General features: G+C 71.6%; 25 protein-coding genes. 19 read left to right on the plus strand and 6 right to left on the minus strand.

Annotated elements, in window-relative coordinates:
* Window positions 1–10 precede the first annotated feature (10 nt).
* Complete coding sequence (locus AC07RV_RS20895; RefSeq protein ID WP_296782021.1) at window positions 11–835, minus strand: SDR family oxidoreductase; 825 nt, start codon at window positions 833–835, stop codon at window positions 11–13.
* 50 nt (window positions 836–885) lie between these two features.
* Between AC07RV_RS20895 and AC07RV_RS20900 the strand changes: the two genes are divergently transcribed.
* The 4 genes from AC07RV_RS20900 to AC07RV_RS20915 all read left to right on the plus strand — a co-directional run bounded on the left by AC07RV_RS20900 (window position 886) and on the right by AC07RV_RS20915 (window position 4,076).
* Window positions 886–1,260: a winged helix-turn-helix transcriptional regulator gene (locus AC07RV_RS20900; RefSeq protein WP_093344671.1), complete on the plus strand. Its 375-nt coding sequence runs from the start codon at window positions 886–888 to the stop codon at window positions 1,258–1,260.
* Window positions 1,261–1,427: 167 nt separating this feature from the next.
* A complete protein-coding gene (locus tag AC07RV_RS20905; protein WP_093344674.1) occupies window positions 1,428–2,861 on the plus strand; it encodes a glycerophosphodiester phosphodiesterase family protein in 1,434 nt (477 codons plus the stop codon).
* Window positions 2,862–2,904: 43 nt separating this feature from the next.
* Complete coding sequence (trhA, locus tag AC07RV_RS20910) at window positions 2,905–3,525, plus strand: PAQR family membrane homeostasis protein TrhA (protein ID WP_093344676.1); 621 nt, start codon at window positions 2,905–2,907, stop codon at window positions 3,523–3,525.
* Between the two features lie 107 nt (window positions 3,526–3,632).
* Window positions 3,633–4,076, plus strand: a complete 444-nt coding sequence (locus tag AC07RV_RS20915; RefSeq protein WP_296782022.1) for an ester cyclase — start codon at window positions 3,633–3,635, stop codon at window positions 4,074–4,076.
* 143 nt (window positions 4,077–4,219) lie between these two features.
* On the opposite strand, the gene AC07RV_RS20920 is transcribed toward AC07RV_RS20915, so the two are convergent.
* From AC07RV_RS20920 to bla, 3 genes are all read right to left on the minus strand, one after another.
* Window positions 4,220–5,521, minus strand: coding sequence for a UDP-N-acetylglucosamine 1-carboxyvinyltransferase (locus AC07RV_RS20920; protein WP_057597839.1), 1,302 nt, complete (start codon window positions 5,519–5,521; stop codon window positions 4,220–4,222).
* 51 nt (window positions 5,522–5,572) lie between these two features.
* On the minus strand, window positions 5,573–6,802 hold the full coding sequence (locus AC07RV_RS20925; protein WP_296782023.1) for an MFS transporter: 1,230 nt from the start codon (window positions 6,800–6,802) through the stop codon (window positions 5,573–5,575).
* A 146-nt stretch (window positions 6,803–6,948) separates the two neighbouring features.
* On the minus strand, window positions 6,949–7,839 hold the full coding sequence (gene bla / locus AC07RV_RS20930; RefSeq protein WP_296782024.1) for a class A beta-lactamase: 891 nt from the start codon (window positions 7,837–7,839) through the stop codon (window positions 6,949–6,951).
* A 178-nt stretch (window positions 7,840–8,017) separates the two neighbouring features.
* Here bla and AC07RV_RS20935 point away from each other — a divergent pair, with 178 nt between their 5' ends.
* The 7 genes from AC07RV_RS20935 (at window position 8,018) to AC07RV_RS20965 (ending at window position 15,267) form a co-directional block, all read left to right on the plus strand.
* The gene (locus AC07RV_RS20935; RefSeq protein ID WP_296782025.1) at window positions 8,018–8,371 is read left to right on the plus strand and encodes an ArsR/SmtB family transcription factor; all 354 of its coding nucleotides are present in this window, start codon (window positions 8,018–8,020) and stop codon (window positions 8,369–8,371) included.
* A gap of 35 nt (window positions 8,372–8,406) precedes the next feature.
* On the plus strand, window positions 8,407–8,943 hold the full coding sequence (locus AC07RV_RS20940; protein WP_296782026.1) for an SRPBCC family protein: 537 nt from the start codon (window positions 8,407–8,409) through the stop codon (window positions 8,941–8,943).
* A 258-nt stretch (window positions 8,944–9,201) separates the two neighbouring features.
* Window positions 9,202–11,262 (plus strand): LamG domain-containing protein, encoded by a 2,061-nt coding sequence (locus tag AC07RV_RS20945; RefSeq protein ID WP_296782027.1) that lies wholly within the window; start codon window positions 9,202–9,204, stop codon window positions 11,260–11,262.
* A gap of 12 nt (window positions 11,263–11,274) precedes the next feature.
* Complete coding sequence (locus AC07RV_RS20950; RefSeq protein ID WP_296782028.1) at window positions 11,275–11,520, plus strand: hypothetical protein; 246 nt, start codon at window positions 11,275–11,277, stop codon at window positions 11,518–11,520.
* An 11-nt stretch (window positions 11,521–11,531) separates the two neighbouring features.
* Window positions 11,532–13,646, plus strand: coding sequence for a phosphocholine-specific phospholipase C (locus tag AC07RV_RS20955; RefSeq protein WP_296782029.1), 2,115 nt, complete (start codon window positions 11,532–11,534; stop codon window positions 13,644–13,646).
* Window positions 13,647–13,729: 83 nt separating this feature from the next.
* Window positions 13,730–14,506, plus strand: a complete 777-nt coding sequence (locus AC07RV_RS20960; protein ID WP_093344701.1) for a DeoR/GlpR family DNA-binding transcription regulator — start codon at window positions 13,730–13,732, stop codon at window positions 14,504–14,506.
* A 20-nt stretch (window positions 14,507–14,526) separates the two neighbouring features.
* Entirely contained in the window at window positions 14,527–15,267 is a 741-nt protein-coding gene (locus AC07RV_RS20965; protein ID WP_296782030.1) for a glutamine amidotransferase, read from the plus strand.
* A gap of 13 nt (window positions 15,268–15,280) precedes the next feature.
* Here AC07RV_RS20965 and fauA read toward each other — a convergent pair whose 3' ends face one another.
* A complete protein-coding gene (gene fauA, locus AC07RV_RS20970) occupies window positions 15,281–17,473 on the minus strand; it encodes a TonB-dependent alcaligin siderophore receptor FauA (RefSeq protein WP_296782031.1) in 2,193 nt (730 codons plus the stop codon).
* An 88-nt stretch (window positions 17,474–17,561) separates the two neighbouring features.
* On the opposite strand from fauA, the gene AC07RV_RS20975 reads away from it, so the two are divergent.
* The 8 genes from AC07RV_RS20975 to AC07RV_RS21010 all read left to right on the plus strand — a co-directional run bounded on the left by AC07RV_RS20975 (window position 17,562) and on the right by AC07RV_RS21010 (window position 24,998).
* Entirely contained in the window at window positions 17,562–18,551 is a 990-nt protein-coding gene (locus AC07RV_RS20975; RefSeq protein ID WP_296782032.1) for a helix-turn-helix transcriptional regulator, read from the plus strand.
* A gap of 93 nt (window positions 18,552–18,644) precedes the next feature.
* A complete protein-coding gene (locus tag AC07RV_RS20980; protein WP_093344709.1) occupies window positions 18,645–19,277 on the plus strand; it encodes a CDP-alcohol phosphatidyltransferase family protein in 633 nt (210 codons plus the stop codon).
* Window positions 19,278–19,306: 29 nt separating this feature from the next.
* The gene (locus AC07RV_RS20985) at window positions 19,307–19,888 is read left to right on the plus strand and encodes a glutathione S-transferase family protein (RefSeq protein ID WP_296782033.1); all 582 of its coding nucleotides are present in this window, start codon (window positions 19,307–19,309) and stop codon (window positions 19,886–19,888) included.
* Between the two features lie 110 nt (window positions 19,889–19,998).
* Window positions 19,999–22,386: a penicillin acylase family protein gene (locus tag AC07RV_RS20990; RefSeq protein WP_296782034.1), complete on the plus strand. Its 2,388-nt coding sequence runs from the start codon at window positions 19,999–20,001 to the stop codon at window positions 22,384–22,386.
* A 56-nt stretch (window positions 22,387–22,442) separates the two neighbouring features.
* Entirely contained in the window at window positions 22,443–23,099 is a 657-nt protein-coding gene (locus AC07RV_RS20995) for a histidine phosphatase family protein (protein ID WP_296782035.1), read from the plus strand.
* A gap of 50 nt (window positions 23,100–23,149) precedes the next feature.
* Window positions 23,150–24,112: a DnaJ C-terminal domain-containing protein gene (locus tag AC07RV_RS21000; protein WP_296782036.1), complete on the plus strand. Its 963-nt coding sequence runs from the start codon at window positions 23,150–23,152 to the stop codon at window positions 24,110–24,112.
* Between the two features lies 1 nt (window position 24,113).
* A complete protein-coding gene (locus AC07RV_RS21005; protein WP_057595067.1) occupies window positions 24,114–24,428 on the plus strand; it encodes a chaperone modulator CbpM in 315 nt (104 codons plus the stop codon).
* Between the two features lie 90 nt (window positions 24,429–24,518).
* Window positions 24,519–24,998 carry a MerR family DNA-binding protein gene (locus tag AC07RV_RS21010; RefSeq protein WP_296782037.1) on the plus strand — a complete coding sequence of 160 codons (480 nt, stop codon included), beginning with the start codon at window positions 24,519–24,521 and terminating at the stop codon, window positions 24,996–24,998.
* On the opposite strand, the gene AC07RV_RS21015 is transcribed toward AC07RV_RS21010, so the two are convergent.
* Complete coding sequence (locus AC07RV_RS21015) at window positions 24,952–26,697, minus strand: dipeptidase (RefSeq protein ID WP_296782038.1); 1,746 nt, start codon at window positions 26,695–26,697, stop codon at window positions 24,952–24,954. The two genes, AC07RV_RS21010 and AC07RV_RS21015, sit on opposite strands and share 47 nt — an antisense overlap.
* Between the last annotated feature and the right edge of the window lie 34 nt (window positions 26,698–26,731).

A 26,731-nucleotide genomic window follows, 5' to 3' on the forward strand; every position in this document is an offset into this window, starting at 1 on the left:
CCTCGCGCGCCTACACGACCGGCACCGTGCCGCCGTCGATCACGTACTCGCTGCCGTGGATCGAGGCCGCGCGCCGCGACACCAGGAAGGCCACCAGTTCCGCCACCTCCTCGGGCAGGCCGGGCCGGCCGATCGGGATGCCGCCGAGCGCATCCATCACGCCCTGGCGCGCGCTCGCGTAGTCGCTGCCCGCGCCCGCCGCGAGCCGCTCGACGAAGGCGCGCGCGGCACCGGTCTCGATGTAGCCCGGCGCCACCGTGTTCACGCGCACGCCGCGCGGGCCGAACTCCTTCGACAGGCCCTTGCTGTAGGTGGTGAGCGCCGCCTTGGCCGCGGCATAGGCGAGCGTGGATTCGTACAGCGGCAGCCGGCGCTGGATCGAGGAGATGTGCACGATGCTGCCCTCGCCCTGCGCGAGCATCGAAGGCAGGAAGGCGCGGTCCAGCCGCACGGCCGCGAGCAGGTTGGTGTCGAGTGCCGCCTGCCATTGCGCGTCGTCGAGCGCGAGCGCGCCGCCGGGCGAGGCGCCCGAGCCGCCGACGTTGTTGACGAGGATGTCGAGCCCGCCGAAGGCCGCGAGCGTGCGCTCGGCGACCTGCGCCACGCCCGCGGGCGTGGCGATGTCGGCCGCGACGAAGAGCTCGGCGCCGTCGCTGTCGGCCGCCTCGGGGGCGCTGCGCGCGGTGGCCGCCACGCGCGCGCCGCTCGCGGCGAGGCGGCGCACGATGGCCTGGCCCATGCCCTTGGTGCCGCCGGTGACGAGCACGCGGCGGCCCGCGAATTCCGCGGAGTCGAACGAGAAAGGCAGGGAGGAAGGCGGATGCATGTCGGTCATGAGAAAGGTCCTTGTTGGCGATGCATCGAGGCTAGGGATACCCTCGGGCCATGACAAGAACGCACGAAGAAGTAAGGCCCGTACTCGCAGGTAACCCCGTCGCCTACACGCCGGCCAGCGCGGCCGCGCAGGTCGAGCGCACGCTGGGCTGGATCGAGGGCCGCTGGAAGCTGGTGATCCTGTTCCAGCTCTTCGGCGGCAAGGTGCTTCGTTTCTCCGAACTCGAGCAGGCGATACCCGCCGTGTCGCAGAAGATGCTGACGCAGCAGCTGCGCCAGCTCGAGGCCGATGGCCTGGTGCTGCGCACCGTGCATTCGCAGGTGCCGCCGAAGGTGGAGTACCGCCTCAGCGACTGGGGCCAGTCGCTGTGTCCGGTGCTCGACGGGCTGCTCCAGTGGTCCGAGGCGCGACCGCGCTTCGACTAGGACACAAAGTCTTCGATGACGCCGCGGTGACGCTCGATGTCACCGCGCTTCGGGCGCATGGACGCCCGTGTTGCTTGCGCGCCCACGGTCACCGTACCGTCATCCGCCAAACCTAGCATCCGCCGGCCTTCGGCACCCCTCAACGCAACGCAACGCGAAACTCCAACATGAAGAAAACAGCCGTTCCTGCACCCGCACCCCGTCCCCTGCGTGCCGCCTTCGTCGCGCTCGGCGGCAGCCTCGTCATCGCCGCCTGCGGCGGTGGTGGTGGCGGCAGCGCCTTCGTTCCCGTCATTCCGCCCGCTCCGGCGCCGGCACCCGCCCCGGCACCGACCCCGCTGGGCACGCTCGACGGCTCGGTGCCCCTGGTGATCGGCCACCGCGGCCTGCCCGGCCTGTTCCCGGAGGAAACCCAGAAGGCCTACGAAGCGGCCGCCGATGCCGGCGCCGATTCGCTCGAGACCGACCTGCACCTGACCAAGGACTGCGTGCTGGTCGCGCGCCACAACCCCTGGCTCAGCGACAACACCGACATCACCGACGTCGCCAAGACCAACGCCACCGTGGCCGCGCGCAAGCGCACCGTGCCCGGCGTGCGCGTCGACGTGACCTACCCGGCGATTCCCGCCAACGGCCCGGCGAAGTACCTGAGCGACCTGACCGATCCCAAGGATCCGAAGTCGGTGCTCAAGTCGCTGGTCGTCGACGGCGAGGACCACACCGGCGACTGGTCGATCACCGACTTCACGCTGGCCGAGCTCAAGCAGTGGATCCACGGCACCACCTTCGACGCGAAGGACGAGCGCCCGACCGATCTGAACGGCAAGCTGCCGATCCTGAGCTTCCAGGAAGTGATCGACATCATGCGCGCCAAGGCCAAGGCCACCGGCCGCACGATCACCGTGTATCCGGAAACCAAGAACCCGATCTGGAACAACGCCCAGGCGATCGCCAACGGCTGCGGCCCGGCCGGCAGCCACCCGCTGGAAGACGCGCTGCTCAAGGCGATGAACGCCAACGACCTGAACCGCAAGGACGCACCGATCTTCGTGCAGAGCTTCGACCCGGTGAGCCTGAAGTACCTGCGCTCGGCCGGCCTGAAGGCGCGCGCAGTGCAGCTGGTCGACGGCAACGACATCGACTTCAAGACCGGCGAGATGATCTACGTCACCACCGACGACTACACCTTCGTCGACGGCCGTCCCTACAGCTGGACCCTGGCGGGCGACCCGCGCTGGTTCGGCGCGATGCTCACGCCCGCCGGCCTGGCCGAGGTCAAGACCTATGCCGACGGCATCGGCCCGTGGAAGCCGCAGGTGATGGCGCACACGATCGTTCCGTTCAAGACGCCCAACAAGGGCATGGTCGAAGCCAACACGATCAAGCCCACCAGCCTGATCGCCGACGCCCACAAGGCCGGCCTGTTCGTGCACAGCTACACCTTCCGCAACGAGTCGCGCTACCTGGCCGCCGTCTACAAGGGCGACCCGAAGGCCGAGTACCTCGCGTACTTCCGCGCCGGCATCGACGGCGTGTTCTCGGACTTCGCGAACACGGCCTTCGCCGCGCGCCAGGACTACCTGAAGGAAACCGGCCGCTGAGCCGGCACGCGGCAGACTGACCGAAGCAGGCAGGCGGCACACCATGTACCCGGGCGAACGACTCAACGGGTACAGCCACCTGCTCGGCCTGCTGCTCGCCCTGCCGGCGGCCGTGCTGCTGCTGGCGAAGACCCTGCCCACGGGCGACCCGGCGAAGATCGCCGGCTCGCTCGTGTTCTCGCTCTCGGCGGTCGCGCTCTACGCGGCCTCCACCCTGTTCCACAGCACGCGCGGCCGGCGCAAGCGCCTGTGGGAATGCGCCGACCACTGCGCGATCTACCTGCTGATCGCCGGCACCTACACCCCGTTCGCACTGGTGATGCTCGAAGGCGCCTGGGCCTGGGTGCCGCTGCTGGCGATGTGGGGCGCGGCCGCGGTCGGCATCCGGCGCGAGCTGATGGCCGCGCGCGGCGCGCCCGTGAAGCCCTCGCTGCCGCTGTACATCGGCATGGGCTGGCTCGCGATCGCCGCGGCCGTGCCGCTGGCGATGCAGCTCGAGGGCGGCGGCCTCGCATGGCTCTTGATCGGCGCCGTGCTCTACACCGCGGGCACAGTCTTCTACCGCAACCGCCGCGGCTTCCGGCATGCGCATGCGGTGTGGCACCTGTTCGTGCTCGCGGGCACGGTCAGCCATTACGTGGCGGTGGGCTGGTTCGTGCTGTAGCGCGGTCGGGAGGCGCGCGCGGCTTCGTCAATGACCGCGGCGGTCATCGCGCCGCGCGAGCTCGCGGCGACACACTGGCCGCCCGCCGTTGCGCTTCACGAGTCCGCATGACCTCCATCATCCCTTCCTCGGCGAGCGAGGATCTCCGCGCCAGCTTCCTCGCCTTCCGCCACGCGGTGTTCGAACGCCACGAATTCGACGCGATCGCCCGCTTCCTGCATCCCGACTTCAGCAGCAGCTCGCCGATGCTGCGCGGCCGCGGCCCGGCCATGTACGCCGACTTCGCGCGCCTGCTGCTCGCGGGCCTGCCCGACCTGCGGCCGCTCGAGCAGGTGGTGCTGGTCGAGGGCACGCAGCTGATGGCGATGACCCGATGGGCCGGCACCCACACCGGCAACTTCCTCGGCGCGCCGCCCACCGGCCGCGCGCTGCACTTCGCGACCGCGGACCGTTACGAGACGAAGGACGGGCTGCTGCTGCGCCACTGGGACGTGGTCGACCGGCTCGAGGCCTCGATCGAGGCCGGGCTGCTGCGGCGCGTGGCGCCGTGAAACACGGCGGCCGGAACGCTCACAAGGTGTGAAGAAACCGTAGCGAGCGCCCCGAGGTCGCGCCGAGGACCGCAGCCGTACTCACGTACGGTGAGGACCGCAGGTGCGAGATCGGGGCGCGCAGTAGGTTTATTCACACCTTGTCACTCCTCGCTGGTCCACTCCACCTGCACGCCCAGGCTGCGCAGGTTCTCGACGAAGCGCGGATGCGCGCGGCGGATCGGCGTGGCGTTGCGGATCTCGGAGCGGCCCTCGATGCTCGAGGCCACCATGAACAGCGCGATCGCCACGCGGATGATGTAGGGGCTCTCGACCACCGCGGGCACCAGCGGGGCGCCGCCGAAGGTGATGAGCCGGTGCGGGTCGGACGAGAACACGTGGGCGCCGAACTTCGAGAGCTCGCCGGTCCAGCCCAGCGCGCCGTCATAGACCTTGTTCCAGAACATCGCGTTGCCCTGCGCGCGCACGCCCAGCGCGATGAAGATCGGCAGCAGGTCGACCGGAAAGTACGGCCAGGGCGCGGCCTCGACCTTGGTCAGCACATTGGCGGTGAACGGGGTCTGTACCTTCAGCGGCCCCGAGCGCACGGCGCGCGACCAGCCGTCCTCGTGCACGATCTGCACGCCGAACTTGGCGAAGGTGCGATCGATCAACGGAAAGTTGGCCGGCGCGCTGTTGCGCACCACCACGTCGCCGCCGGTGATGGCGCCGAGCGCGAGGAAGGTGGTGATCTCGTGGAAGTCCTCGTCGAAGCGGAACTCGCCGCCCCCCAGCGCATGGCCGCCATGCACCGTGAGGCGCGAGGTGCCGATGCCGTCGATGCGCGCACCGATCATGGCCATGAAACGGCAGAACTCCTGCACGTGCGGCTCGGAGGCGGCGTTGGTCAGCGTCGAGGTGCCCTCGGCGCCGACCGCGCACAGCACGAAGTTCTCGGTGGTGGTGACCGAGGCGTAGTCGAGCCAGTGGTCGGTGGGCACCAGGCGCCCGGCGGTGCGCACCAGCAGCGAGCCCTCGGCGCGCTCGACCTGGCCGCCGAAGCTGCGGAACACCTCGACGTGCGGATCGATCTCGCGCACGCCCAGGGTGCAGCCCTTGACGTTGTCCTCGAGCCGCGCCACGCCGAAGCGCGCCAGCAGCGGCGGCACCAGCATGATCGAGGAGCGCATCTCCTCGGGCAGCCGGTGGGCGGCGGCGTCGAACACGGTGTCGCGGTGGTGCAGCGCCAGCGTGCCGGTGGCGTGGTCGAGCTGCACCTCGCTGCCCAGCGTGCGGAAGATGTCGAGGATCTTGCGCACGTCCGTGATGTCGGGCACGCCGTGCAGGCGCAGCGGCTCGCGCGTGAGCAACGTGGCGCAGAGGATCGGCAGCACCGCGTTCTTGTTGGCCGACGGCGTGATGCGGCCGCGCAGCGGCGTGCCGCCGTGGACGATGAGATTGGACATGTGTGTGTGGAACCCCTGTGTGGGGTGAATGATAGGCGGCGACAGCCTTCGCTAGGCCTCGTGGCCCGGCGTGCGGCGCGGAATCCAGTGGGCCAGCACGCCGGCCGCGGCGAAGGCGAGCCCGCCCGTGACCGCGATGCCCGCGGCCAATGACAGGCTGCCCGCGAGGAAGGACAGCAGCGCCGGCCCGCAGGAGGCGCCGATGTCGGACATCAGCCGCCACACGCCGAGGAAGTGCGCGCGGCCATGGCGCGGCGAATGGTCGGCGCCCAGGGTCATGATCATTCCGGAGCCGATGCCGTTGCCGAAGCCGATCGCCAGCGCCGCGATCAGCAGCGTGGCGGCGCCCGTGGTCAGCGGCATCAGCAGCATCGCGAGCCCCATGATCAGCATCGAGGGCACCGCGACCCAGCGCCGGCCCTTCTGGTCCATCACCTTGCCGGCCGGATAGAACACCAGCATGTCGATGCCGCCGGCCATGCCGTAGATCAGCGAGGCCACCGAGGGCGCCAGCGCGAGATGGTCGGCCCACAGCGGGATCACGGCCTGGCGCGAGGCGCGCACCGCGCTGACCAGGGTCACGGCGATGCCCAGCGTGAGGAACACGCGGCGATGGTCGCGCAGGGTCGAGACGATGGTGGGCTTCGCGGGCGCGGCCTGGCCCGGCGGCGCGGGCGGCAGCTCGAGGTCGGGAATGCGCGCGCCCAGGATGGCCGCGCCGGCCACCGCCACGATGCCGAGCACATAGGCCGCCATCAGGCCGAAGAAATGCACCGCGCCGGCCGCCAGGAAGGGGCCGATGAACATGCCGATGCGCATCACGCCGCCCAGCGTGGACAGCGCCCGCGCGCGGTACTCGACCGGCACCGCCTCGCTCATGTAGCTCTGGCGCGCGAGGTTGTAGACCGCCTGCGACATGCCGACCATGAAGCAGCCGAGCGCGAACAGGCCCAGGTGCGAGGTCCACACGCACAGCGCCATGCCGAGCGCGCTCCAGGCGCCGGCCGCCACGATGGCCCAGCGCTCGCCCCAGCGCATGGTGATCATCGAGGCCGGGATGTTGTTGAGCAGCGAGCCGATGCCGATCAGCGCCATCACCAGCGCCGCCATCGGCACCGAGGCGCCGAGCTCGCGCGCCGTGAGCGGCACGATCGGAAGGATCGCGCCCTCCCCGATGCCGAACAGCAGCGAGGGGCCGAAGGCCGGCACCGCGATGCGCCACAGCGAGAACGGGGCCTGGGGGGTGGACGAGGAGGTGGAGACGGCGGGCGGGGACGACATGCGGCGGGGGCTCTGGCTGGATGCCCTGGCCGCGCGGGGCGCGCAAGGCGCGGCCATTGTCCCGCCGATGGCGCGCGGGCGCAGGCGCACCGCGCAGTGCCCGATGGGGCGGGTACGGCATTGCGGCCCCGGGGCAGCGCGGGCGCTCAGCCCCGCATCGCGTTCGCCACGATGCGCACCGCCGAGGCCACCACGTCGTTGCGCGTCTTGGCGCCCTTGTCGCCCGGGAAGGTCAGGTACACCGCGAGCACCAGCGGCGCGCCCGAAGCCGGCCACAGCACGCCGACGTCGTTGTTGGTGCCGTAGTCGCCCGCGCCGGTCTTGTCGCCCACGGTCCAGCCGGCCGGCACGCCGGCCAGGAAGCGCTCCTTGCTGGTGGTGTTGCCGCGCAGCCAGGCCTCGAGCCGCGCGCGCTGCGGGGCGGCCAGCGCATCGCCGAGCACCAGCCGCTGCACGCTGGCGGCCATCGCGGCCGGGCTGGTGGTGTCGCGCGGATCGCCGGGGATGGCGCTGTTGAGCTCGGTCTCCCAGCGGTCGAGGCGGAACACCGTGTCGCCAATGGCGCGCGCATAGGCCGTGACGCCGGCCGGCCCGCCGAGCTGGTGCATCAGCAGGTTGGCCGCGGCGTTGTCGCTGTACTGCAGCGTGGCGGCACACAGCTCGGCCACGGTCATGCCGTCGGCCAGGTGCTTCTCGGTGATCGGCGAGTTCGGCAGCAGGTGGGCGCGGGTGTAGCTCAGGCGGCGCTCGAGCAGCGCCGGCTCCTGCGCGGTGCCGCGCTGCAGGATCGCGGCCGCGAGCATCAGCTTGAAGGTGCTGCACATCGGAAACAGCTCGTTGCCGCGGTGCGCGATGCGCGCGCCGCTGCCGGTGTCGAGCGCGTGCACGCCCAGGCGGCCGCCGCAGTCGCGCTCGAGCGCCGCGAGCCGGGCCTCGGCGTCCGGGCCGGCGGCGGCGGACCAGGCGGCGCAGGCGCTCGCGAGCGGCACCGCGCTGGCGGCGGCGAGGAGCGTACGGCGTCGGATCGGTGTGTTCATGGGTGTGGGATTGCAAGAGAGTGGTTGGACGAGACCGCATCGTAGGAACGGGAGCCCCGCGCTGCCAGCGCGAGCGGGGCGGCGGGCGTCCCGGCTGTATCGGGTGTAACGGCGCTTGCCCCTTTCAAATTCAACCAAAGGGTTGAACGAAAACCGGAACCGGCCTATATTCAACCCTATGGTTGAACTTGAACTACCCACCGAGCGCCAGGACCAGCGGCTCGACGCCATCTTCCACGCGCTGGCCGACAGCACGCGGCGCACCATGCTGCAGCTGCTGGCCCAGGGCGACTGCAGCGTGGGCGAGCTCGGCGCGCCGTTCCGCATGAGCTTCGCCGGCGCCTCCAAGCACGTGAAGACGCTGGAGCGCGCGGGGCTGGTGTCGCGCACGGTGCAGGGCCGCGCCCACGTGTGCCGGCTCGAACCCACGGCGCTGGCCACGGCCGACGCCTGGCTGCGCTACTACGAGGGCTTCTGGGGCGGCCGCCTCGATGCGCTCGAGCAGGCGCTGCGCGACGACGCCGCCGGCTGATTTCTTTTTCTCATCCGACACAAGGAGCAGCACCCATGACCACCACCGAACGATTCGGCCGGCTCGTCGAGCCCGGCACCCTGCGCATCGAGCGCCTGCTGGCCGCGCCCGTGGAGCGCGTCTGGTCCTGCCTGGTCGATCCCGAGAAGCGCGCGCGCTGGCTCGCGGGCGGCACCATGGCGCCGCAGCCCGGCGCGGTGTTCGAGCTGCGCTTCGAGCACACCACCCTCTCGGGCGAGGCCGCGCCCGAGCGCTACGCGGCCTACCGCGCGCCGCACCTGCAGAAGTCGCGGCTGCTGCGCATCGAGGCGCCGAGGCTGCTGGTCATCAGCTGGGGCAGCGAGGCGGACGACGCCTCCGAGGTCACTTTCGAACTCGCGCCGCAGGGCGATGCGACCCGTCTCGTGCTCACGCACCGCCGGCTGCCCGATCGCAAGGAAACCGTCAGCGTGGCCAGCGGCTGGCATGCGCACCTCGAGGTGCTCGAGGCGCTGCTCGAAGGCCGCGCGCCCGCGGGTTTCTGGACCTCGCTGGCGGCGATCGAGCAGCACTACGAGGCGCAGATCCGCTGAGGCGCACGCGCTCGACCACCACGGGGGCCTTCGGGCCCCTTTTCTTTTTCGGCCGGTGCTGTCGCGGCGCTGTCATGCGGCTCGCGCAGCATTCGAGGCATTGGTTGTATTTGTGGACTTTGTTGTAAATCACATTCATCTGCCCAAGTGCACATGAATGCATCGATCGCCGGCAAGCCACGCACGACCAGAAATGCCTTCGTGCCGGGGCGGGCTTGAGTGCCCGCCCCGGCGTTCTTGACCTGCCGGAGTTCCCCGATGACAACGCCGAGAGGCCGCCTCGCGCGCGCCGCCCTGTGCCTGACCCCCGTGCTTCTGCTGGCCGCCTGCGGCGGCGGTGGCGGTGGTTCGACCCCCTTCCTTCCCGTTCCGCCGCCCGCGCCGGCCCCCGCACCCGCGCCCTCCCCCGCGCCGGCACCGCGCCCCAAGGCGCTGGTCATCGGCGTCGACGGCGTGCAATACGCGGCCCTGCAGCAGGCGCTCGGCGATGCGCGCATGCCCGCGCTGCAAGGCCTGGGCACCTTGCTGCCTTCCTACACCGGCGGCGTGCTCGGCCAGCGCACGCAGCAGCAGGCCACCGACGGGCCGTCGTGGGCCACGCTGCTGACCGGCGGCTGGGCCGACCGGCACGAGATCCGCTCCAACTACGAGGGCCAGGCCTTCGGCGCCGACACCGTCTTCAAGCTGCTCAAGCAACGCCGCGCCGACACCCGCAGCGCGGTGGTCGCGAGCTGGAGCGGCCTGCCGCAACTGCTGCGCACCGACAAGGCCGCGGGCTACCTCGAGCTCGCGAAGGACTGCGACGGCAGCGACGACTGCGTCTCGACCGAGGCCGCGGGCGCGCTCGAGAGCGGCGGCTACGACCTCGTGGTGGCCGACTACCAGGGCCCGGCGCAGGTCGCCGACGTGGCGGGCTACGGCACCGACTACCAGAACGCGCTCGCGCAGGTCGACAAGCAGATCGCCACACTGCGCTCCGCGCTGGCGCGGCGCCGCGCGGCCCAGCCGCAGGAGGACTGGCTGGTGGTCGTCGCCACCACCCACGGCCTGGGCGCCACCGGCGTGGCCGACGGCATCCCGGTGCCGTCGAACCTCGCGACCGCGCTGGTGCTCGACCGCCGCGCCAACCTCGACGCAGCAGCGCCCGCCGGGCTGCCCGCGAACATCGCGGACTGGTACGGCTATGCCTCCACGGCCGACATCGCACCCACCTTGCTGACCCACCTGTCGGCCCTGCCCGCGGCCGACAAGTACGCGATCGACGGCGCGCCGCTGCTGGGCGCGCCCGGCGTGCGCCGGCTCGCCGCGGTGGCCAACGACAAGCGCAACGGCATCCGCCTGAGCTGGACGCTGCCGGCCCCCGTGGCCTCGATCACGGTGCTGCGCGACGGCGCGGCCGTGGCCACGCTGCCCGGCACGGCCCTCGGCTTCGAGGACACCACCATGCCCTTCGACGCCAGCGGCACCTATGCCTACGACTACACGGTGGTGGCCGACAAGACGCCGGTCTCGCTGCGCGCCTCGCTCGACTACGTGAAGCCGATCGTGCTGCTGCCCAGCGTGGCCAACGGCCTCACGCACCTGTTCCCGCTGAACGGCGCGCTCGGCGACCGCATCGCGGGCGGCCAGGTCTTCACGCCCTGGGTCAAGGGCGCCACCGCGGTCTATGCGGCGGCCGGCGACGGACCGCTGGGCAGCGGCACGCGCGCGCTGCTGTCGACCGACTACACCGGCACCAAGGTCTGCACGGCCTGCGACGGCGGCTACTCGATCCCGACCGCCAGCGTGACCAGCACCAGCGCGCCCTTCAGCTTCGGCTTCTGGTTCCGCTCCGACGCCACGCGCTCGGGCATGCCGGTGATCTCGAACAAGGACTGGGGCAGCGGCTCCAACCCGGGCATCGCGATCGGGCAGTACGGCAGCGCCCTGCGCTTCAACATCGGCCGCGGCGGCGAGCGCGTGGGCGACAAGGACCTGGGCTTCAGCGCCAACACCTGGGCCTATGTGGTGATGACGGTGGACGTGTCGGCGCTGAAGGCGAACTACTACGTGTTCGACCCCTCGCTGGGCCTGCAGAGCAGTTCCGTGACGCTGACCAGCGCCTTCGCGGCCGCGCTCAACGGCCTCAACAAGGGCTTCTCGCTCAACGAGGACGGCGACGGCGGCTACGGCCCGAACTACCGCAACGGCAATGCGAGCAACACCATCGCCGGGCGCTTCGACTTCGCCGAGTTCGCGACCTGGAACCGCGTGCTGAGCGCGGCCGAGATCGAATCGATCGCGCGTTCGCGCGGTTCGCTGACCACGCTGGTGCCCTGAGGAGAGACACGCATGCGCAACCCAACGATGCAACGCGCGGCCTGCGCCCTGGCGCTGCTCGCCGCCACCGTGCTCACGGCGTGCGGCGGCGGCAGCGGAGGGGGCGGCGGCGCCATCGCCCTGCCGCCGGCCACGAGCCTCGTGCCCAACGACCCGGCCACCGCCGGTCCGCCGATCGAGGCGCTGACCCCGCCGGGCGGCACGCCCGATTCCCAACTGCCGCCGCGCCGTCCCGAGTCGGTGCGCTGCGCGCCCTGAGCCCGAACACCATGAGCGACAAGCAAGCAACCCCTTCCCGCCGCGGCTTCCTGCGCGGCGCCGCCACCACCGCGGGCGCGGCCGCCGCGCTCGGCCTGCTGCCGCCCGGCATCCGCCGCGCGCTGGCGATTCCCGCCACGCAGGAGACCGGCACCATCAGCGACGTCAAGCACGTCGTGATCTTCATGCAGGAGAACCGCTCCTTCGACCACTACTTCGGCACCCTGCGCGGCGTGCGCGGCTTCGGCGACCGCTTCCCGGTGCCGCTGGCCAACGGCAAGCCGGTGTGGCAGCAGCCGCCGACCACGGGCAGCGGCACCTGCGTGCCCTTCCGCTACGACACCACCGCCACCAGCGCGCAGCGCACCACCGGCATGGCCCACAGCTGGTCCGACGGCCAGCAGGCCTGGAACGGCGGGCGCATGAACCAGTGGGTGGCGGCCAAGACGGCGCGCGCGCTCGGCTATTACACGCAGAGCGACATCGCCTACCAGTTCGCGCTGGCCGATGCCTTCACCTTGTGCGACGCCTACCACTGCAGCGAGCTCACCGGCACCAACTCGAACCGCCTGTTCCTCTGGAGCGGCACCAACGACCCGCTGGGACAGGGCGGCGGTCCCGCGATCGACAACTCGAACGACGATCTCGCGAACGCGCCCGGCTACGACTGGACCACCTACCCCGAGCGCCTGGAACAGGCCGGCGTGAGCTGGCAGATCTACCAGGACATGGCCGACAACTACACCGACAACCCGCTCGAAGGCTTCACCAGCTTCCGCCAGGCCTACTACGCGGCCGAGCCGACCGAGGCGCAGCGCTCGCTCAAGGCGCGCGGCCTGTCCACGCGCTCGATCGACGCCCTGGCCGACGACGTGAAGGCCGGCCGCCTGCCGCAGGTGAGCTGGATCGTCGCGCCCGAGAAGTACTCTGAGCATCCCGGCCCCTCGTCGCCGCTGTGGGGCGCCGAATACACCGAGCGCGTGCTGAATGCCCTCACCGCCGATCCCGCGGTCTGGAGCCAGACCGTGCTGTTCATCATGTTCGACGAGAACGACGGCTACTTCGACCACATGCCGCCGCCCTCGATCCCCTCGCTGAACGCCGATGGCAGCGAGGCCGGCATGAGCACGGTGTCGACGCTGGGCGAGCGCAACGACCTGAAGGCGCCCTACCGCGGCTCGCCCTTCGGCATGGGCTGGCGCGTGCCGATGTACGTGGTGTCGCCCTGGAGCCGCGGCGGCTGGGTCAACTCGCAGGTGGCCGACCACACCTCGGTGGTGCGCTTCCTCGAGACGCGCTTCGGCGTGATGGAGCCCAACATCAGCCCCTGGCGGCGCGCGGTCGCGGGCGACCTCAGCACCTGCTTCGACTTCGCCACGCCCAATGCGGCGCTGCCCGCGCTGCCGCACATCGACGGCAAGGCGGCCGACGATGCCATCGCGAAGCAGCTGCTGCTGCCCACCCCGGTCGCGCCCGCGCCAGGCACCGGCACCCTGCCCCAGCAGGCCACCGGCGTGCGCTACTCGCGCGCCCTGCCCTACGAGCTGCACACCAGCGGCCGGCCCGACGTGGCGCAGCAGAAGTTCTGGCTGGTGTTCGGCAACACCGGCGGCGCCGGCGCGGTGTTCCATGTCTACGACCATCTCGCGCTCGACAAGGTGCCGCGCCGCTACACGGTGGAACCCGGCAAGCTGCTCAACGACGCCTGGGCGGTGGCGGCCGGCGGGCGCTACGACCTCTCGGTGTTCGGCCCCAACGGCTACTTCCGGCGCTTCGGCGGCAAGCTGCCGGCCGCGCTCGCGGGCGGCACGGCGCTGCCCGAGGTGCGCGTCTGCTACGACGCCGCCAACGGCGACGTCCACCTGGAGATGCACAACCTCGGCAACATCAGCTGCACCGTCACGGTGGCGCCGAATGCCTACCGCACCGACGGCCCGTGGTCCTTCGCGCTCGCGCCGGGCCAGGTGGTCGTGCAGAAGTGGGACCTGGCACCGGCGAAGCACTGGTACGACTTCAGCGTGACGGCCAACGTGGACGACGGCACCAGCTACCTGCGCCGCTTCGCGGGCCGCGTGGAGAACGGCAGCCACGGCATCAGCGATCCGGCGATGGGCCAGGCGGCCTGAGCGTCACGCGCCGCCCGCACGCCTCCCGCACAATGGCGCCGGTCCGCCACCGGCGCCATCGCTCCCTCTCCCATCGGCATCCCATGCTTCAAGAAGAACGATTCCTGCGCATCCGCAGCCTGCTGGCCACCTTCTCGCGCCTGAGCGTCGAGCGGATCATGCAGGACCTCGCGGTCTCGCGCGAAACCGTGCGCCGCGACCTGCTCGAGCTCGAGGGCCTGGGCGAGCTGCGGCGGGTGCATGGCGGTGCCGTGGCCACGGGCGCGGAGCCCGAGCCGCCGCTGGCGGTGCGGCTGGTGGCGCGGCAGCGCGAGAAGCGCGCCATTGCCAAGGCCGCGATCGCGCTGCTCGAACCGGGCCAGACCGTGTTCCTCGACACCGGCAGCACCACCGCGCTGCTGGCCGAGGCGCTGGCCACGCTCAGCGGCATGACGGTCATCACCAACTCGCTGAGCATCGCGCTCAAGCTCGCGGGCGCGGCCGAGGGCCGCGACACCGGCGGGCGCACCGTGCTGCTCGGCGGCGAGATCGACGTCAAGACCCAGGCCACCTGCGGCGCCGGCACGGTCGAGGAGATCCGCCGCTACCGCGCCGACGTGGCGCTGCTGTCGCCGGTGGCGATGCATCCCAAGCACGGCGCGATGAGCTTCGAGCACCACGAGGCGGCGATCGCGCGCGCCATGGCCGAGCAGGCGCAGCAGCTCGTGATCCTGGCCGACCACGCCAAGATCGGCCAGGCCAGCCGCGTCACCTATGCGCGCAGCGCCGACATCGACGTGGTCGTCACCGATGCCGCCTCGCGCGACATGCCGGCGCTGCCGGCGCTGCGCCGCGCCTGCGAGCGCGTGGTGCTGGCCTGAGGCTTTGGCATCATCGGGGAATGGATACAGCGCACCCTCTCCCCCTGGTCATCGTCAAGCTCGGCGACACCTTCGACGCCCTGCGCGAGACGCACGGCGACTTCGAGCACTGGATCGCCGACGGCCTGGCCAGCGACACGCTGCCGATTGCCGTGATCGATCCGCGCCGCGGCGACACGCTGCCCGATCCCGCCGCCATCGCGGGCGCGGTGCTGACCGGCTCGCATGCGATGGTGTCGCACCGCGAGGACTGGAGCGAACACACCGCCGGCTGGCTCGCGCGCGCCGTGGCGCAGGGCACGCCGGTGCTCGGCATCTGCTATGGCCACCAGCTGCTCGCGCATGCGCTCGGCGGCGAGGCCGGCGACCATCCGCGCGGCCCGGAGATCGGCACGGTCAGCGTCGTGCTCGAGGAGGCCGCCGCCGCCGACCCGCTGCTGGGCGGCCTGCCGGCGCGCTTCGCGGCCCATGCGGTGCACTGGCAGAGCGCGCTGCGCCTGCCCGAGGGCGCGGTGCGGCTGGCCGGCAGCGCGCACGACCCGGTGCATGCCTTCCGCGTCGGCGACAGCGCCTGGGGCGTGCAGTTCCATCCCGAGTTCGATGCCCACGCGATGCGCGACTACATCGATCGCCTGGCCGGCCCGCTGAAGACGGCCGGGCTCGACCCCGAGGCGCTGCGCGAGCGCGTGCAGGCCACCGGCGATTCCGCGCAACTGCTCGGCCGCTTCGCGCGCATCGCCGAGGCGCGACAGGGCCTCTGAGCCTGGTCGCGCCTCAGTACTGCACGCGCAGCGACAGCGTCGCGTTGCGCGGCGACCCGTACCAGCCCTGGTTGAAGAAGGCCACCTGCGAGTAGTACTTGCGATCGGTCAGGTTGTTGATGTTCAGGGTGGCCGAGACGTTCTTGCGGATCTCGTAGCGCGCCATCAGGCTCACCAGCGCATAGCCCGACTGCGCGACCACGGTGGAGCGGTTGGCCGGCGGCGCCATGACGGTCTCGTAGGCGCGGCCCTGCCAGTTCACGCCCGCGCCCACGGTCAGCGCGCTCCAGTCGCCCGGCAGCCGGTAGCTGCTGAAGATCTTGAGCTGGCTGCGCGGATGCCCGGTGTTGATCGGCGTGCCGTTCGCGGCGCGGGCACGGAAGTGGGTATAGCCCGCGGCGAGGTTCCAGCCGCGCGCGATCTCGCCGCTGAGCTCGAGGTCCACGCCCTCCACCTTCGCGCCGGCCACCGCGCGGTAGGCCTGGGTGTTGGGCACGCCGCCCGCGGTCTGGCCGGCGATGGCCTCGGCCAGGTTGTCCTGGCGCGTCTGGAACAGCGCGAGGGCGCCGTTGAGCCGGCCGTCCGCGTAGGCGGCCTTGAGGCCCAGCTCGAAGCTCTTGCCGGTCACCGGGTCGAGGATCTCGCCGGCCGCGTCGCGGTTGTTCTGCGGCTTGAAGATGCTGGTGTAGCTGGCGTAGGCCGTGTAGGTGTCGTCGATGTCGTAGAGCAGGCCCGCGTAGGGCGTGATGCGGTCGCGGTGCTCGTACCTGCGGATCGCGCCGAAATAGTTCTGGTCGGTCTTCCAGTTGCTCACGCGCGCGCCCACGATCAGGTGCAGCGGGTCGGCCAGCGAGAAGCGCCCCACGGCATAGGTGCCGTCCTGGCGCGCGCGCATGGTGTCGGCCTGCGAGGGCACGCTCGACCACAGCGGTTCGGCGATGCGGTCGACGCGCCAGTCGAAGAAGCTGCCGATCGGCGGCTGGTTCAGCGCGCGGTACTGCGGCAGGTCGAGCCGGTCGTCGAAGCGCATCCAGCCGAGCGAGAACTCGTGGTCGCGGCCCAGCAGGCGGAACGGGCCGCCGAGGGTGGCATGGGCGGCGCTGCGCTTGAGTTCGCCGTCGTAGTAGATGTACGACGGCGCCACGCTCATCGCGCCGGTGAAGGCATTGACGGCGCCGCCGCGGTAGAGGTGCTTCATCATCATGTCGGTGCTGGCGTGGCTGTAGGCCAGGCGCGCGGTCCAGCGGTTGGAGAAGCGGTGCGTGAGGTCGAGAAAGGCGGTGGTGGTGTCGGTCTCGGCCCGGGTCCATGCCGTGTTGCTGGCCACGGAGCGGTCGAAGTCGGTGCGCCGGCCGTCGGTGTAGAACAGCGGGAAGCCGGCACCGAAGCCGCGCGTGACGGTGTCCTGCTTGCTCAGGCCCAGCGTGAGCTCGGTGGCCGGCGTCAGGTCGGCGCTGAGCACGCCGTAGAAGGTGTTCGAGCGGTTGCCGAGAAAGGTGGTGTAGCTGTCGCCGTCCGAATGGGCCGCCACCAGGCGCGAGCGGATGCGCCCGTCCTGCGTGAGCGGCGCCGAGATGTCGACCTCGGCGCGCCGGAAATTCCAGCTGCCCACCGACACGCCGGCCGAGGCCGCGAACTCGCGCAGCGGCCGCTTGCGCACGAAGTTGATCGCGGCCGACGGATTGCCCGCGCCGGTCATCAGGCCGGTGGCGCCCCGCACCACCTCGAGCCGGTCGTAGATGGCGGTGTCGAGGTTGCTCTCGCCGAAGGACCAGGGCGACAGCACCGGGCTCACGAGGCCGTCGAACTGGTAGCTGTCGATCGCGAAGCCGCGCGCCGACACCGAGAGCCGGTTGGCGTCGCTGCGCGTGATCGAGATGCCGGTGACGCTGTTCAGCATGTCGCCGGTGGTCTGCAGGCCCTGGTCCTCGACGATCTGGCGCGTGACCACGCTGACCGATTGCGGCGTCTCGCGCGGCGAGAGCTGCAGGCCGGTCGCGGTGCGCGCGGCCTTCGTGGTGTACGACTGCGTGCCCTCGGTGGTGGGCGTGACGGCCGTGCCGGTCACCTCGATGGCGGGCAACGCGGCGACCGATCCGGCATCGGGTGCCTGCGCCAGCGCGGACATCGAAGGCAGCGCCGCGCCGAACAGGAGGCTCAGGGAATGGCGCCGGAACGGCGCGGTAGAACGGAAGGCAGTCGGCATGGCGGCGGTGAGGACAAAGGGTTTAACGACAAATGAGAATTGTTACCATCTGGCGATGCACCGACCTATGCCGAAGCGCGGCAAACGTATGCCGGGCGCCGAAAGCGAAGCGCCCCTCGCGCCCGGCGTTTCGCCGTGCTGCTTCAGCGCCGCCGACTTCGACCGGCTCGGCCGCGACGCGGGCTTCCGCTATCGCCTGCCCTACCTGTCGGGCGCACCGCGCGACCCCGAGGCGCTGTGCATCGCCGAGGGTCGCGTCGAGACGCATGCGCTGGGCCCGGGCCTGACGCTGGCCGCCTCCGACATCGTGGTGCACCACCACTACGAAGCCACCTCGCAGGCGAGCCCCCGGTTCTCGGCCATCGTGGTGCTGCAGGGCCAGGCACAGGCCGCGCTGGGCCGCGGCGACAGCGTGCCGATGCGCACGCACGGCGGCCTCAGCGCCGCCTATGGCGACGGGCTGTCGATGACCGGCATCCACCCGGCCCGCCAGCGGCTGCGCAGCATCAACGTGTCGGCCGCCGCGCCGCTCGGCACGGGCGACGCGCAGCTCGACGAGCTGATCGCCGCCGCGCTACGCTCGCCGGCCGGGCGACCGCGCCACTGGGCGGTGCCGCCGCACCTCGTGCAGGCCATCGAGCAGGTGCTCGGCGGCCAGTGGCAGGGCCCGCTGCAGGCGCTGCTGTGCCAGGGCGTGGGCCTGCAAATGCTCGCGCATGCGCTGGCCGATGCAGCACCCGCGGCGCCACCGCTGCCCTCGTCGCGCGAGCGCCAGTTGCTCGAACGCGTGCGCGAACGGCTGCACGACGCGCCCGAGGAACACCACACGCTCGAGGCGCTGGCCCGCCTCGCCTGCATGAGCCAGAGCACGCTGCGCCTGAAGTTCCGCGCCGCCTACCAGTGCTCGGTCTTCGAATGGCTGCACGAGCGCCGCATGGCGCTCGCGCGCGAACGGCTGGCGCAGGGCCTGAGCGTGCAGGAGGCCGCGCAGCTCGTGGGCTACCGCCACGCGACGAACTTCGCGACCGCCTTCCGCAAGCGCTTCGGCGTGGCGCCGAGCGGCCGCGAACGCCGCTGACGCCGTCCGCGCCCGCGCGTCGGAGCGCGACTACATCGGGGCCTCGGCGCTTCGGTTAAGGTTCGGCGCATTTCCGCAGTTCCAGAAGGCTCCATGAACCGCCCCGCTCCCGTGCGCAAGCACTTCTCGATGATCCGCGGCTTCCACCTCGCCGACGTGTTCACGCTCGGCAACGCGGCCTGCGGCGTGGGCGGCGTGTTCCTCGCGATGGCCTACATGGCGAGCCAGTCGCTCACCCACTTCTACTGGGCCGCCGCGCTCGCGCCCGCGGCCTTCGTGTTCGACGTGTTCGACGGCCGCATCGCGCGCTGGCGCCAGACCCATTCGGCGCTCGGGCGCGAGCTCGATTCGCTGGCCGACATCATCTCCTTCGGCGTGGCGCCGGCCGCGCTGGGCTTCGCGGCCGGGCTCGACGGCGGCTGGGACTGCGTGGCGCTGGTCTACTTCGTCTGCTGCGGCGTGAGCCGGCTCGCGCGCTTCAACGTCACGGCCGAATCGCTCTCGGCCGGCGGCGACAAGGTCAAGTACTTCGAGGGCACGCCGATCCCGACCAGCGTGGTGCTGGTCGGCGTGCTCGCCTGGGCCGCCTCGCAGGGCCGCCTGGGCGACGCGCTGTGGGGCGGCGCCTGGAGCGTGGGCCCGTGGCAGTTGCATCCGATGGCGCTGCTGTTCGCGCTCTCGGGCACGCTGATGATCAGCAAGACGCTGCGCATCCCGAAGTTCTGAGCCAGCACCAACCCAAAGAAGACACCCTCATGACCATGAAGCTGTATTTCGACCCGCACAGCCGCGCGCAGGTCGCCAAGTGGATGCTCGACGAGGCGGGCGTGGACTACGAGATCGTGCCCACGCTGCTGCGCGAGAAGGCGCACAAGACGCCCGAGTTCCGCAAGATCAACCCCGCCGGCAAGCTGCCCGCGCTGGTCGACGGCCGCACGCGGCTGTTCGAGAACGCGGCCATCTGCCTCTACATCGCCGAGAAGTACCCCGCGAAGAAGCTGGCGCCGCCCGTGGGCACGCCCGCGCGCGGCCGCTTCCTGTCGCTGATGGTCTATTCGACCGCGCAGCTCGAGCCCGCGATGGGCGACAGCATGCTCAGGCTGCGCAGCAACAACAGCGCGCGCGGCTGGACCGACTTCGAGGAGGCCAAGGACGCGGTCGAGCGCGAGCTCGGCGACGGCCCCTACCTGTTCGGCGCGCAATTCACCGCGGCCGACGTGATGATCGGCTCGATGTTCATCTACCTGCGCGCCTTCGGCGGCCGCTCGAACCGGCCCCGGATCGACGCCTACGTCGAGCGGCTGCAGGCACGCCCGAAGGGCATGCGCTTCGGCTGAAGCGAGACGTTCCGGCGCCGGCTGCCGCGCCGGCGACAGGTGGCGCGGCAGAGGCGGGCCTACGCTCGGTCCCCCGCTGTTTTCCAACGAAGGCTTCGCGCCGCACCACCATGCACAACACCAAGAGACAGGCAGCCACCCTTCCCCTTTCCCTGCTCGCCGCCGCCCTGCTGCTCGCGGGCTGCGCCAGCGCCCCGCCACCCTCGGGGCGCGCGGTCACGATCGAGCGCACCACCTACGGCATCGCCCACGTCACCGCGCCCGACTACGAAGGCCTGGCCTTCGGCGCCGCCTACGCGCATGCGCAGGACAACGTCTGCCAGACCGCCGAGCACCTGGTGACGATGCGCGGCGAGCGCTCGCGCTTCTTCGGCGCGCAGGAGCGCGGCGCCTTCGGCCTGGGCCTGATGCCCAACGCGCAGATCGACCTGTTCGTGCGCTACCACATGGACGACGCCGCGCTCGCGCGCGCCGGTGCCACCACCAGCACCGAGGTGCAGACCATGATGCGCGGCTACGTGGCCGGCTACAACCGCTACCTGCAGGACGCCGGCCCCAACGGCCTGCCCGCGGCCTGCCGCGGCAAGCCCTGGGTGCGGCCGATGACGGCGTCCGACCTGGCGCGCGCCACCGAGCAATCGATGATCCAGGGCGGCCTGGGCGCGCTCGCGGGCGCGGTGCTCGAGGCGGTGCCGCCCGTGCCGGGCGCGCGCACGGGCGCGGCGCCGGTGCCGCTCGACCAGGCCGTGGCCGAGATCGGCCGCCACAGCTTCAACGCCAACCCCGAGGGCGGCGAGCTCGGCTCCAACGGCTGGGCCTTCGGGCGCAACGCCACGCCCGACGGCCGCGGCCTGCTGCTGGGCAACCCGCACTTCCCGTGGACCGGCACCAACCGCTTCTGGCAACTGCACCTGACGATCCCCGGCCGCGTCGACGTGATGGGCGCCACCGGCGGCCTGAGCCCGGTGGTGGCGATCGGCTTCAACAAGGACGTGGCCTGGACCCACACCGTGTCGACCGGCAAGCGCTTCACGCTCTACGAGTTGCAGCTCGATCCGGCCGACCCGACCGTCTACATCGTCGACGGCCAGCGCCGCCGCATGACGGCGCGCACCGTGACCCTGCCGGCGAGCGATGGCGCGCCGGCGCTGCAGCACACCTTCTACGAGAGCGAATGGGGCCCGCTGATCGCGCTGCCCAAGGCCGGCCTGGGCTGGACCGCGCAGCGCGCCTATGCGATCCGCGACGCCAACACGCTCAACGTGCGCTCGGCCGAGGCCTGGATGGGCATGGCCCAGGCGCGCAACGTGGCCGAGCTGCGCGCCGCGATGGGCAACCAGGGCATGCCGTGGATCAACACCATCGCGGCCGACCGCGACGGCAATGCGATGTATGCCGACCTCTCGGTGGTGCCCGACGTCTCGGCCGAGCAGCTGCGCGCCTGCGTGCCCTCGCCGGGCGCCGCGGCGCTGCTCAACGCGGCCGGCCTCGCCGTGCTCGACGGCTCGCGTGCCGCCTGCGCCTGGCAGCGCGACGCCACGGCCGCGTCGCCGGGCCTCATCGCGCCCGTGCGCATGCCGGTCGTGGTCACGCCCGACTGGGTGCAGAACAGCAACGACAGCTACTGGCTCAGCAACCCGCGCATCGCGCCGATGGCGGGCGTGTCGCCGCTGGTCGGGCCGGTGGGCGTGCCGCAGCGGCTGCGCACGCGCAGCGGCATCCTCGAGATCGAGGGCCGGCTCGCGGGCGCCGACGGCCTGCCCGGCAACCGCATGGGCGCGGCCGAGCTGCGCAGCGTGATCTTCCGCGACCGCAACCTCGCGGGCCTGCTGGTGATGGACGACCTGCAGGCCGCCTGCGCGGCCGCCGGCGGCGCGCTCGACGTCGACCAGGCGCTGGGCTGCCGCGTGCTCGCGGCCTGGGACCGCACCAGCAACGCCGACGCGAAGGGCGCGGCGCTGTTCCGCGAGTTCTGGCGCAAGGCCAAGGACATCCCGAAGGTCTGGCGCCTGCCCTTCGATCCGGCGCAGCCCGTGACCACGCCGGCCGGCCTCGACATGGCCGCGCCCGCCACCCGCGCCGCGGTCTTCAAGGCCCTGGGCGACGCGGTCGGCATCCTGCGCACCGCGGGCTTCGCGGCCGACGTGCCGCTGGGCGTGCCGCAGTCGCGCGAGGTGCGCGGCCAGCGCATCGCGCTGCATGGCGGCGACGAGTTCGAGGGCGTGCTCAACAAGCTCGAGTCGCAGGGCCAGTCGCTGATCGACCCGAAGGGCTACCAGGTCAACTACGGCAGCAGCTACATCCAGGTGGTGGGCTTCGACGAGCGCGGGCCGGTGGCGCAGGGCCTGCTGACCTACGGCCAGAGCAGCGACCTCGCTTCGCCGCGCGCCTACGACCAGCTGCCGCTGTTCGCGGCCAAGCAGTGGCACGCGCTGCCCTTCCACCGCGCCGACGTCGAGGCGCAGCGCGAGGGACGGCCGCTGCAGTTCGCGTACTGAGATCGAGCAAACCCGAGCCCGCCGCTGCGACACATGGATTGCGCAGAATCGACGCCATGTCCCAAACCACTGCCGCCACTCCTTCCGCCTCCGGCCACCGGCCCTCGGGCCTCGACCAGCTGATCGCCCTCGCCGCCGCGCAGCCGCTGGCGCCGGCCTGCGACCACTTCTACTTCCTGCGCCACGGCCAGACCGGCCGCAACGCGCAGCGCATCTTCCAGGCCACCGACGAGCCGCTGAGCGAACTCGGCCTGCAGCAGGCCGCGCGCGCGGCCGAACTGCTGGCGGGCGAGCCGATCCGCACCATCGTATGCTCCGATGCGCGGCGCGCCTTCGACACCGCGCACGCCGTGGGCAGCGCGCTCAAGCTGGTGCCCACGGCGCAGGCCGTGCTGCGCGAGCGCAACTTCGGCGCGCTGATCGGCACCTCCTCGGCCAACATCGACTGGGCCTGCGAGCCCGAGGGCGGCGAGACCCTGGCCCAGTTCGTCGCGCGCAAGCGCGCCGCGCTGGCCGAGGCCCTGGCCCAGCCCGCGCCGGTGCTGGTAGTGGCGCACGGCGGCACGCTCTATGCGCTGGCCGCGCTGCTGGGCGTGCCGGTCGACCTGGGGCTGCTGGGCAACGCGCAGCCATTGCGTTTCGACCGCAGCGGCCCCACATGGGCCGTGACGCCGCTGCTGCGGCATGCCGACGGCGACGCCGCGCTGGCCTAGGGTTCTCCGAGCGCCGCGCGCGAGCCGTCCCCACACCCCACACCAAGACCATGGAATTCAAGGACTACTACAGCGCCCTGGGCATCGAGCGCACCGCGTCGGACGACGAGGTGCGCAAGGCCTACCGCAAGCTCGCGCGCAAGTACCACCCCGACGTCAGCAAGGAGCCCGACGCCGAGCAGCGCATGCGCGACATCAACGAAGCCAAGGACGTGCTCGGCGACAAGGAGAAGCGCGCCGCCTACGACGCCCTGGCCGACCGCGTGGCGCGCGGCGGCCGCCCCGACGGCGACTTCCAGCCGCCGCCGGGCTGGGACGCCGGCTTCGAGTTCCACCGCGGACCGCGCCAGGGCCCGGCCGACCATGCCGACTTCAGCGAGTTCTTCTCCTCGATGTTCGGCGAGGCCGAGCGCCGCGGCGCCGCGCGGCAGAACTTCCGCGCGCGCGGCGAGGACCACCATGCCGCGATCGAGATCGCGCTCGAGGACGCCATCGGCGGCGCCGAGCGCGAGATCAGCCTGCGCTCGCAGGTGCTCGACGCGCAGGGCCAGCCGCGCTGGGAAACGCGCACCCTGAGCGTGAAGATCCCGCCCGGCGTGCATCCGGGCCAGTTCATCCGCCTCGCGGGCCAGGGCCTGCCGGGCCATGGCGGCGAGCCGGCCGGCGATCTCTACCTCGAGGTGCGCATCGCGCCGCACAAGCTCTACCGCGTCGAGGCGCGCGACCTCTACATGACCCTGCCGGTCACGCCCACCGAGGCCGCGCTCGGCGCGCAGGTCGAGGTGCCGCTGCCCGGCGGCGGCGCGGTCGAGGTCACGGTGCCGAAGCAGGCCAAGAGCGGCCTCAAGCTGCGCCTCAAGGGCCGCGGCCTCGCGGGCAAGACGCCCGGCGACCTCTACCTGCTGCTCGACATCGCGCTGCCGCCCGCCGACAGCGAGGCCACGCGCAGTGCCTACGAGGCGCTCGCGAAGGCTTCGGCCTCCTTCAACCCACGCCAGCACCTGGGAGTCTGAGATGGCGACCGTTTCCATCACCACCACCGCCGTCGGCCAACTGCATCCGCTGGCCGCGAGCGAACTCGCGCATGCCTGCGGCGCCGACACCGCCTGGGTCGTGCAACTGGTCGAGGTCGGCATCGTGCGCATCGAGACCGAGGAAGCGCAGCCCGAGCGCTGGCGCTTCTCGAGCGCCGACCTGCAGCATGCGCTGGAGGCACGGCGGCTCGAGCGCGACTTCGGCGTCGGCCTCGATGCCGCGGCGCTGATCCTCGACCTGCAGCACGAGGTGCGCAGGCTCAAGACGGTGCTGCAGGCGCACGGCCTGCGATAGGCCCACGCGCCGCAAGGAAAAGCCGCGCCGCGGCTTGACCTTGACACCGTGCGAGACCGAAGACTTCGGGCCTCTTCCACAGGAGGCCGCATGACCCCTCGCACCCTTCCATCGCCCGTCCACGCCGACACCGCGCCGCGGTTCGACCTCGAGGCCGCGCTCGCGCGCGCCGGCGTTTCGCAACGGCTGCTGCGCCAATGCGAGGCGCGTGGCCTGATCGCCGCGGCCGAGCCCCGCTACACGCACGCCCATGTCACCGTGCTGCGCTTCGCGCGCCGTGCGCTGGCGCTGGGCTTCGCCATGGACGAGATCGAACGGCTGGTGGCGCTGTGGCGCGACGAGGAACGCACGAGCGCCGAGGTCAAGCGCCTCACGCTGTGCCGCGCCGAAGCGCTCGATTCGCGCATCGAGGAATTGCAGGCGACGAAGCGCGTGCTCGAACGGCTCGCGGACCTGTGCCGGGGCGACCACCGGCCGGCGTGCCCGATCCTCGACGAGCTGGTCGAGCTCCGGGGCTTTGCCGCTACTGCATCTGCGGCAGATTGCCGATCCGCACCAGCATCTCCGTGAACATCTGCATGTCCGCGTCGAGGTCGGGCACTTCCTTGTATTCCTTGGCGTTGTGCGCGGTGTATTTCTTGCCGGGCATCGCGGGGCCGAAGTTGATCGCGTTGGGCATCAGCTTGGCGGTGGTGCTGCCGGCCGTGGGCACGGGCTTGGCCTCCAGCCCGGTGGTGTCGCCGTAGATGTTCAGCAGCGTCGAGAGCCAGGCGCCCTTGGGGTCGCGCGCCATCCAGTTGCCCTGGTCGTACTGGAGCTCGAGCGGGACCTTGGCCGCATCGGCCCAGGCCTGCACCTTCGCGGTGACCTGGGCCTTGAGTTCGTCGGGCGTGCGGCCGCGTGGCATGCGCACGTTGACCGTGACCTCGACGCGGCCGTCGGCGCCCGCGCGCACTAGGTTCGGCGAGAAGGTCAGCGGGCCCATGAAGTCGTCGGCATAGCCCAGGGCCAGCTTCTCGCCGAGGTAGCCGGTGCCGTAGAGCGCATCGAGGTAGTCGACCGCCTGGCGAAAGCCGTTGGGCGCGAGCGCCAGGCCCGATTCCTTGAGGAACAGCGCGAGGCGCGGCACCGGGTTCACGCCCTCCTCGGGCCGCGAGCCGTGGGCCGAGACGCCGGTGACCTTGAGCTCGATGCTGTCGGCGCCGCGCGCGATATCGATGGCGAACTTGCCGCCCTGGGCCTCGTACTTGCGCAGGAAGCCGGCCTTCGCGGCCTCGAGCGTCGCGGCCGCGGCGCCGAGGTCGCCGCTCTTGAGCGTGGCGGTGGCGGTCTGCGCGATCGCATTGGCCGAGGCGGCACCGGCCATCGCGACGATGGTGGTGGCCGCGGGGTCGGCGGGCTGCGCTGGGAAGAACACCTTGAGCGCGCCCGAGCCCTTCTCGGCCACCACCGCCGGGTACTTGCTGTCGAGCACGATGTTGTAGGCCGGCAGCGCAGTCTTGTTGCGGTAGTAGAGCATCGCGTCGCCACCAGTCTCCTCGGTGGTCTCGATCATCAGGCGGATGCCGCGCTCGAGCGGCAGGCCGCTGTCCTTGACCGCCTTCATCGCATGGAGCACGGCGGCGATCGAGCCCTTGTCGTCGATGGTGCCGCGGCCGTAGAGCAAGTCGCCCACGCGGGTCATGGTGAAGGGATCGAGTCGGGTGCCGTCGTCGAGCACCCATTCGGACAGCACGGCGGGCACCACGTCGGCATGCGTGAGGATGCCGAACTCCTCGCTGCCGCGGCCCTGGAGGCTGACCTCGAAGATGCGGTTGTCGACGTTGCGCCAGGACAGGCCGAAGTCCTTCGCCATCTTCTCGACCAGCCGGCCGAAGTCGAGGATCGCGGGGCTCTCGTGCGGCGGCACCTGCACGTTGCGCACGGTCGGGATCGCGACCATGGCGCCAATGCTCGCGATCGCCGCCTGCTGGTTCTGCAGCCGGTTGTACAGGCCGAGCAGGCGCGCGATGTCGACCAGCGCATCGCCCGCGAGCGGCTGGCGCTGACCATACGCGGACACGGCGGTGGCCAGTTCCTTGTGGGCCGGGTTCGCGGCGACGGCCTGGGCCAGGAAGGCATTGAAGTCCTTCGCGGTCTGGCCGGCCTGCCAGCGCGCGGCGAGCTGGTCGAGGGCGGGCTTCTTGAGCGTGTCGGCGAAGGCCGTGCCGCCGAGGGCGAGCACGGCGCAGCCGATGGAAAGCACGGGCAGCGAAAGACGGTGGGGCATGGAGGATCTCCCTCGAAGAGCGAACATCCTCCGA

The sequence above is a fragment of the Variovorax sp. GW821-FHT09B01 genome (assembly GCF_059418345.1).

Bases quoted from the DNA above. Each gene is read 5' to 3' on its own strand.
- AC07RV_RS20895 (WP_296782021.1), bottom strand. From the start codon at position 835: ATGACCGACATGCATCCGCCTTCCTCCCTGCCTTTCTCGTTCGACTCC.
- AC07RV_RS20900 (WP_093344671.1), top strand. From the start codon at position 886: ATGACAAGAACGCACGAAGAAGTAAGGCCCGTACTCGCAGGTAACCCC.
- AC07RV_RS20905 (WP_093344674.1), top strand. From the start codon at position 1,428: ATGAAGAAAACAGCCGTTCCTGCACCCGCACCCCGTCCCCTGCGTGCC.
- trhA (WP_093344676.1), top strand. From the start codon at position 2,905: ATGTACCCGGGCGAACGACTCAACGGGTACAGCCACCTGCTCGGCCTG.
- AC07RV_RS20915 (WP_296782022.1), top strand. From the start codon at position 3,633: ATGACCTCCATCATCCCTTCCTCGGCGAGCGAGGATCTCCGCGCCAGC.
- AC07RV_RS20920 (WP_057597839.1), bottom strand. From the start codon at position 5,521: ATGTCCAATCTCATCGTCCACGGCGGCACGCCGCTGCGCGGCCGCATC.
- AC07RV_RS20925 (WP_296782023.1), bottom strand. From the start codon at position 6,802: ATGTCGTCCCCGCCCGCCGTCTCCACCTCCTCGTCCACCCCCCAGGCC.
- bla (WP_296782024.1), bottom strand. From the start codon at position 7,839: ATGAACACACCGATCCGACGCCGTACGCTCCTCGCCGCCGCCAGCGCG.
- AC07RV_RS20935 (WP_296782025.1), top strand. From the start codon at position 8,018: ATGGTTGAACTTGAACTACCCACCGAGCGCCAGGACCAGCGGCTCGAC.
- AC07RV_RS20940 (WP_296782026.1), top strand. From the start codon at position 8,407: ATGACCACCACCGAACGATTCGGCCGGCTCGTCGAGCCCGGCACCCTG.
- AC07RV_RS20945 (WP_296782027.1), top strand. From the start codon at position 9,202: ATGACAACGCCGAGAGGCCGCCTCGCGCGCGCCGCCCTGTGCCTGACC.
- AC07RV_RS20950 (WP_296782028.1), top strand. From the start codon at position 11,275: ATGCGCAACCCAACGATGCAACGCGCGGCCTGCGCCCTGGCGCTGCTC.
- AC07RV_RS20955 (WP_296782029.1), top strand. From the start codon at position 11,532: ATGAGCGACAAGCAAGCAACCCCTTCCCGCCGCGGCTTCCTGCGCGGC.
- AC07RV_RS20960 (WP_093344701.1), top strand. From the start codon at position 13,730: ATGCTTCAAGAAGAACGATTCCTGCGCATCCGCAGCCTGCTGGCCACC.
- AC07RV_RS20965 (WP_296782030.1), top strand. From the start codon at position 14,527: ATGGATACAGCGCACCCTCTCCCCCTGGTCATCGTCAAGCTCGGCGAC.
- fauA (WP_296782031.1), bottom strand. From the start codon at position 17,473: ATGCCGACTGCCTTCCGTTCTACCGCGCCGTTCCGGCGCCATTCCCTG.
- AC07RV_RS20975 (WP_296782032.1), top strand. From the start codon at position 17,562: ATGCCGGGCGCCGAAAGCGAAGCGCCCCTCGCGCCCGGCGTTTCGCCG.
- AC07RV_RS20980 (WP_093344709.1), top strand. From the start codon at position 18,645: ATGAACCGCCCCGCTCCCGTGCGCAAGCACTTCTCGATGATCCGCGGC.
- AC07RV_RS20985 (WP_296782033.1), top strand. From the start codon at position 19,307: ATGACCATGAAGCTGTATTTCGACCCGCACAGCCGCGCGCAGGTCGCC.
- AC07RV_RS20990 (WP_296782034.1), top strand. From the start codon at position 19,999: ATGCACAACACCAAGAGACAGGCAGCCACCCTTCCCCTTTCCCTGCTC.
- AC07RV_RS20995 (WP_296782035.1), top strand. From the start codon at position 22,443: ATGTCCCAAACCACTGCCGCCACTCCTTCCGCCTCCGGCCACCGGCCC.
- AC07RV_RS21000 (WP_296782036.1), top strand. From the start codon at position 23,150: ATGGAATTCAAGGACTACTACAGCGCCCTGGGCATCGAGCGCACCGCG.
- AC07RV_RS21005 (WP_057595067.1), top strand. From the start codon at position 24,114: ATGGCGACCGTTTCCATCACCACCACCGCCGTCGGCCAACTGCATCCG.
- AC07RV_RS21010 (WP_296782037.1), top strand. From the start codon at position 24,519: ATGACCCCTCGCACCCTTCCATCGCCCGTCCACGCCGACACCGCGCCG.
- AC07RV_RS21015 (WP_296782038.1), bottom strand. From the start codon at position 26,697: ATGCCCCACCGTCTTTCGCTGCCCGTGCTTTCCATCGGCTGCGCCGTG.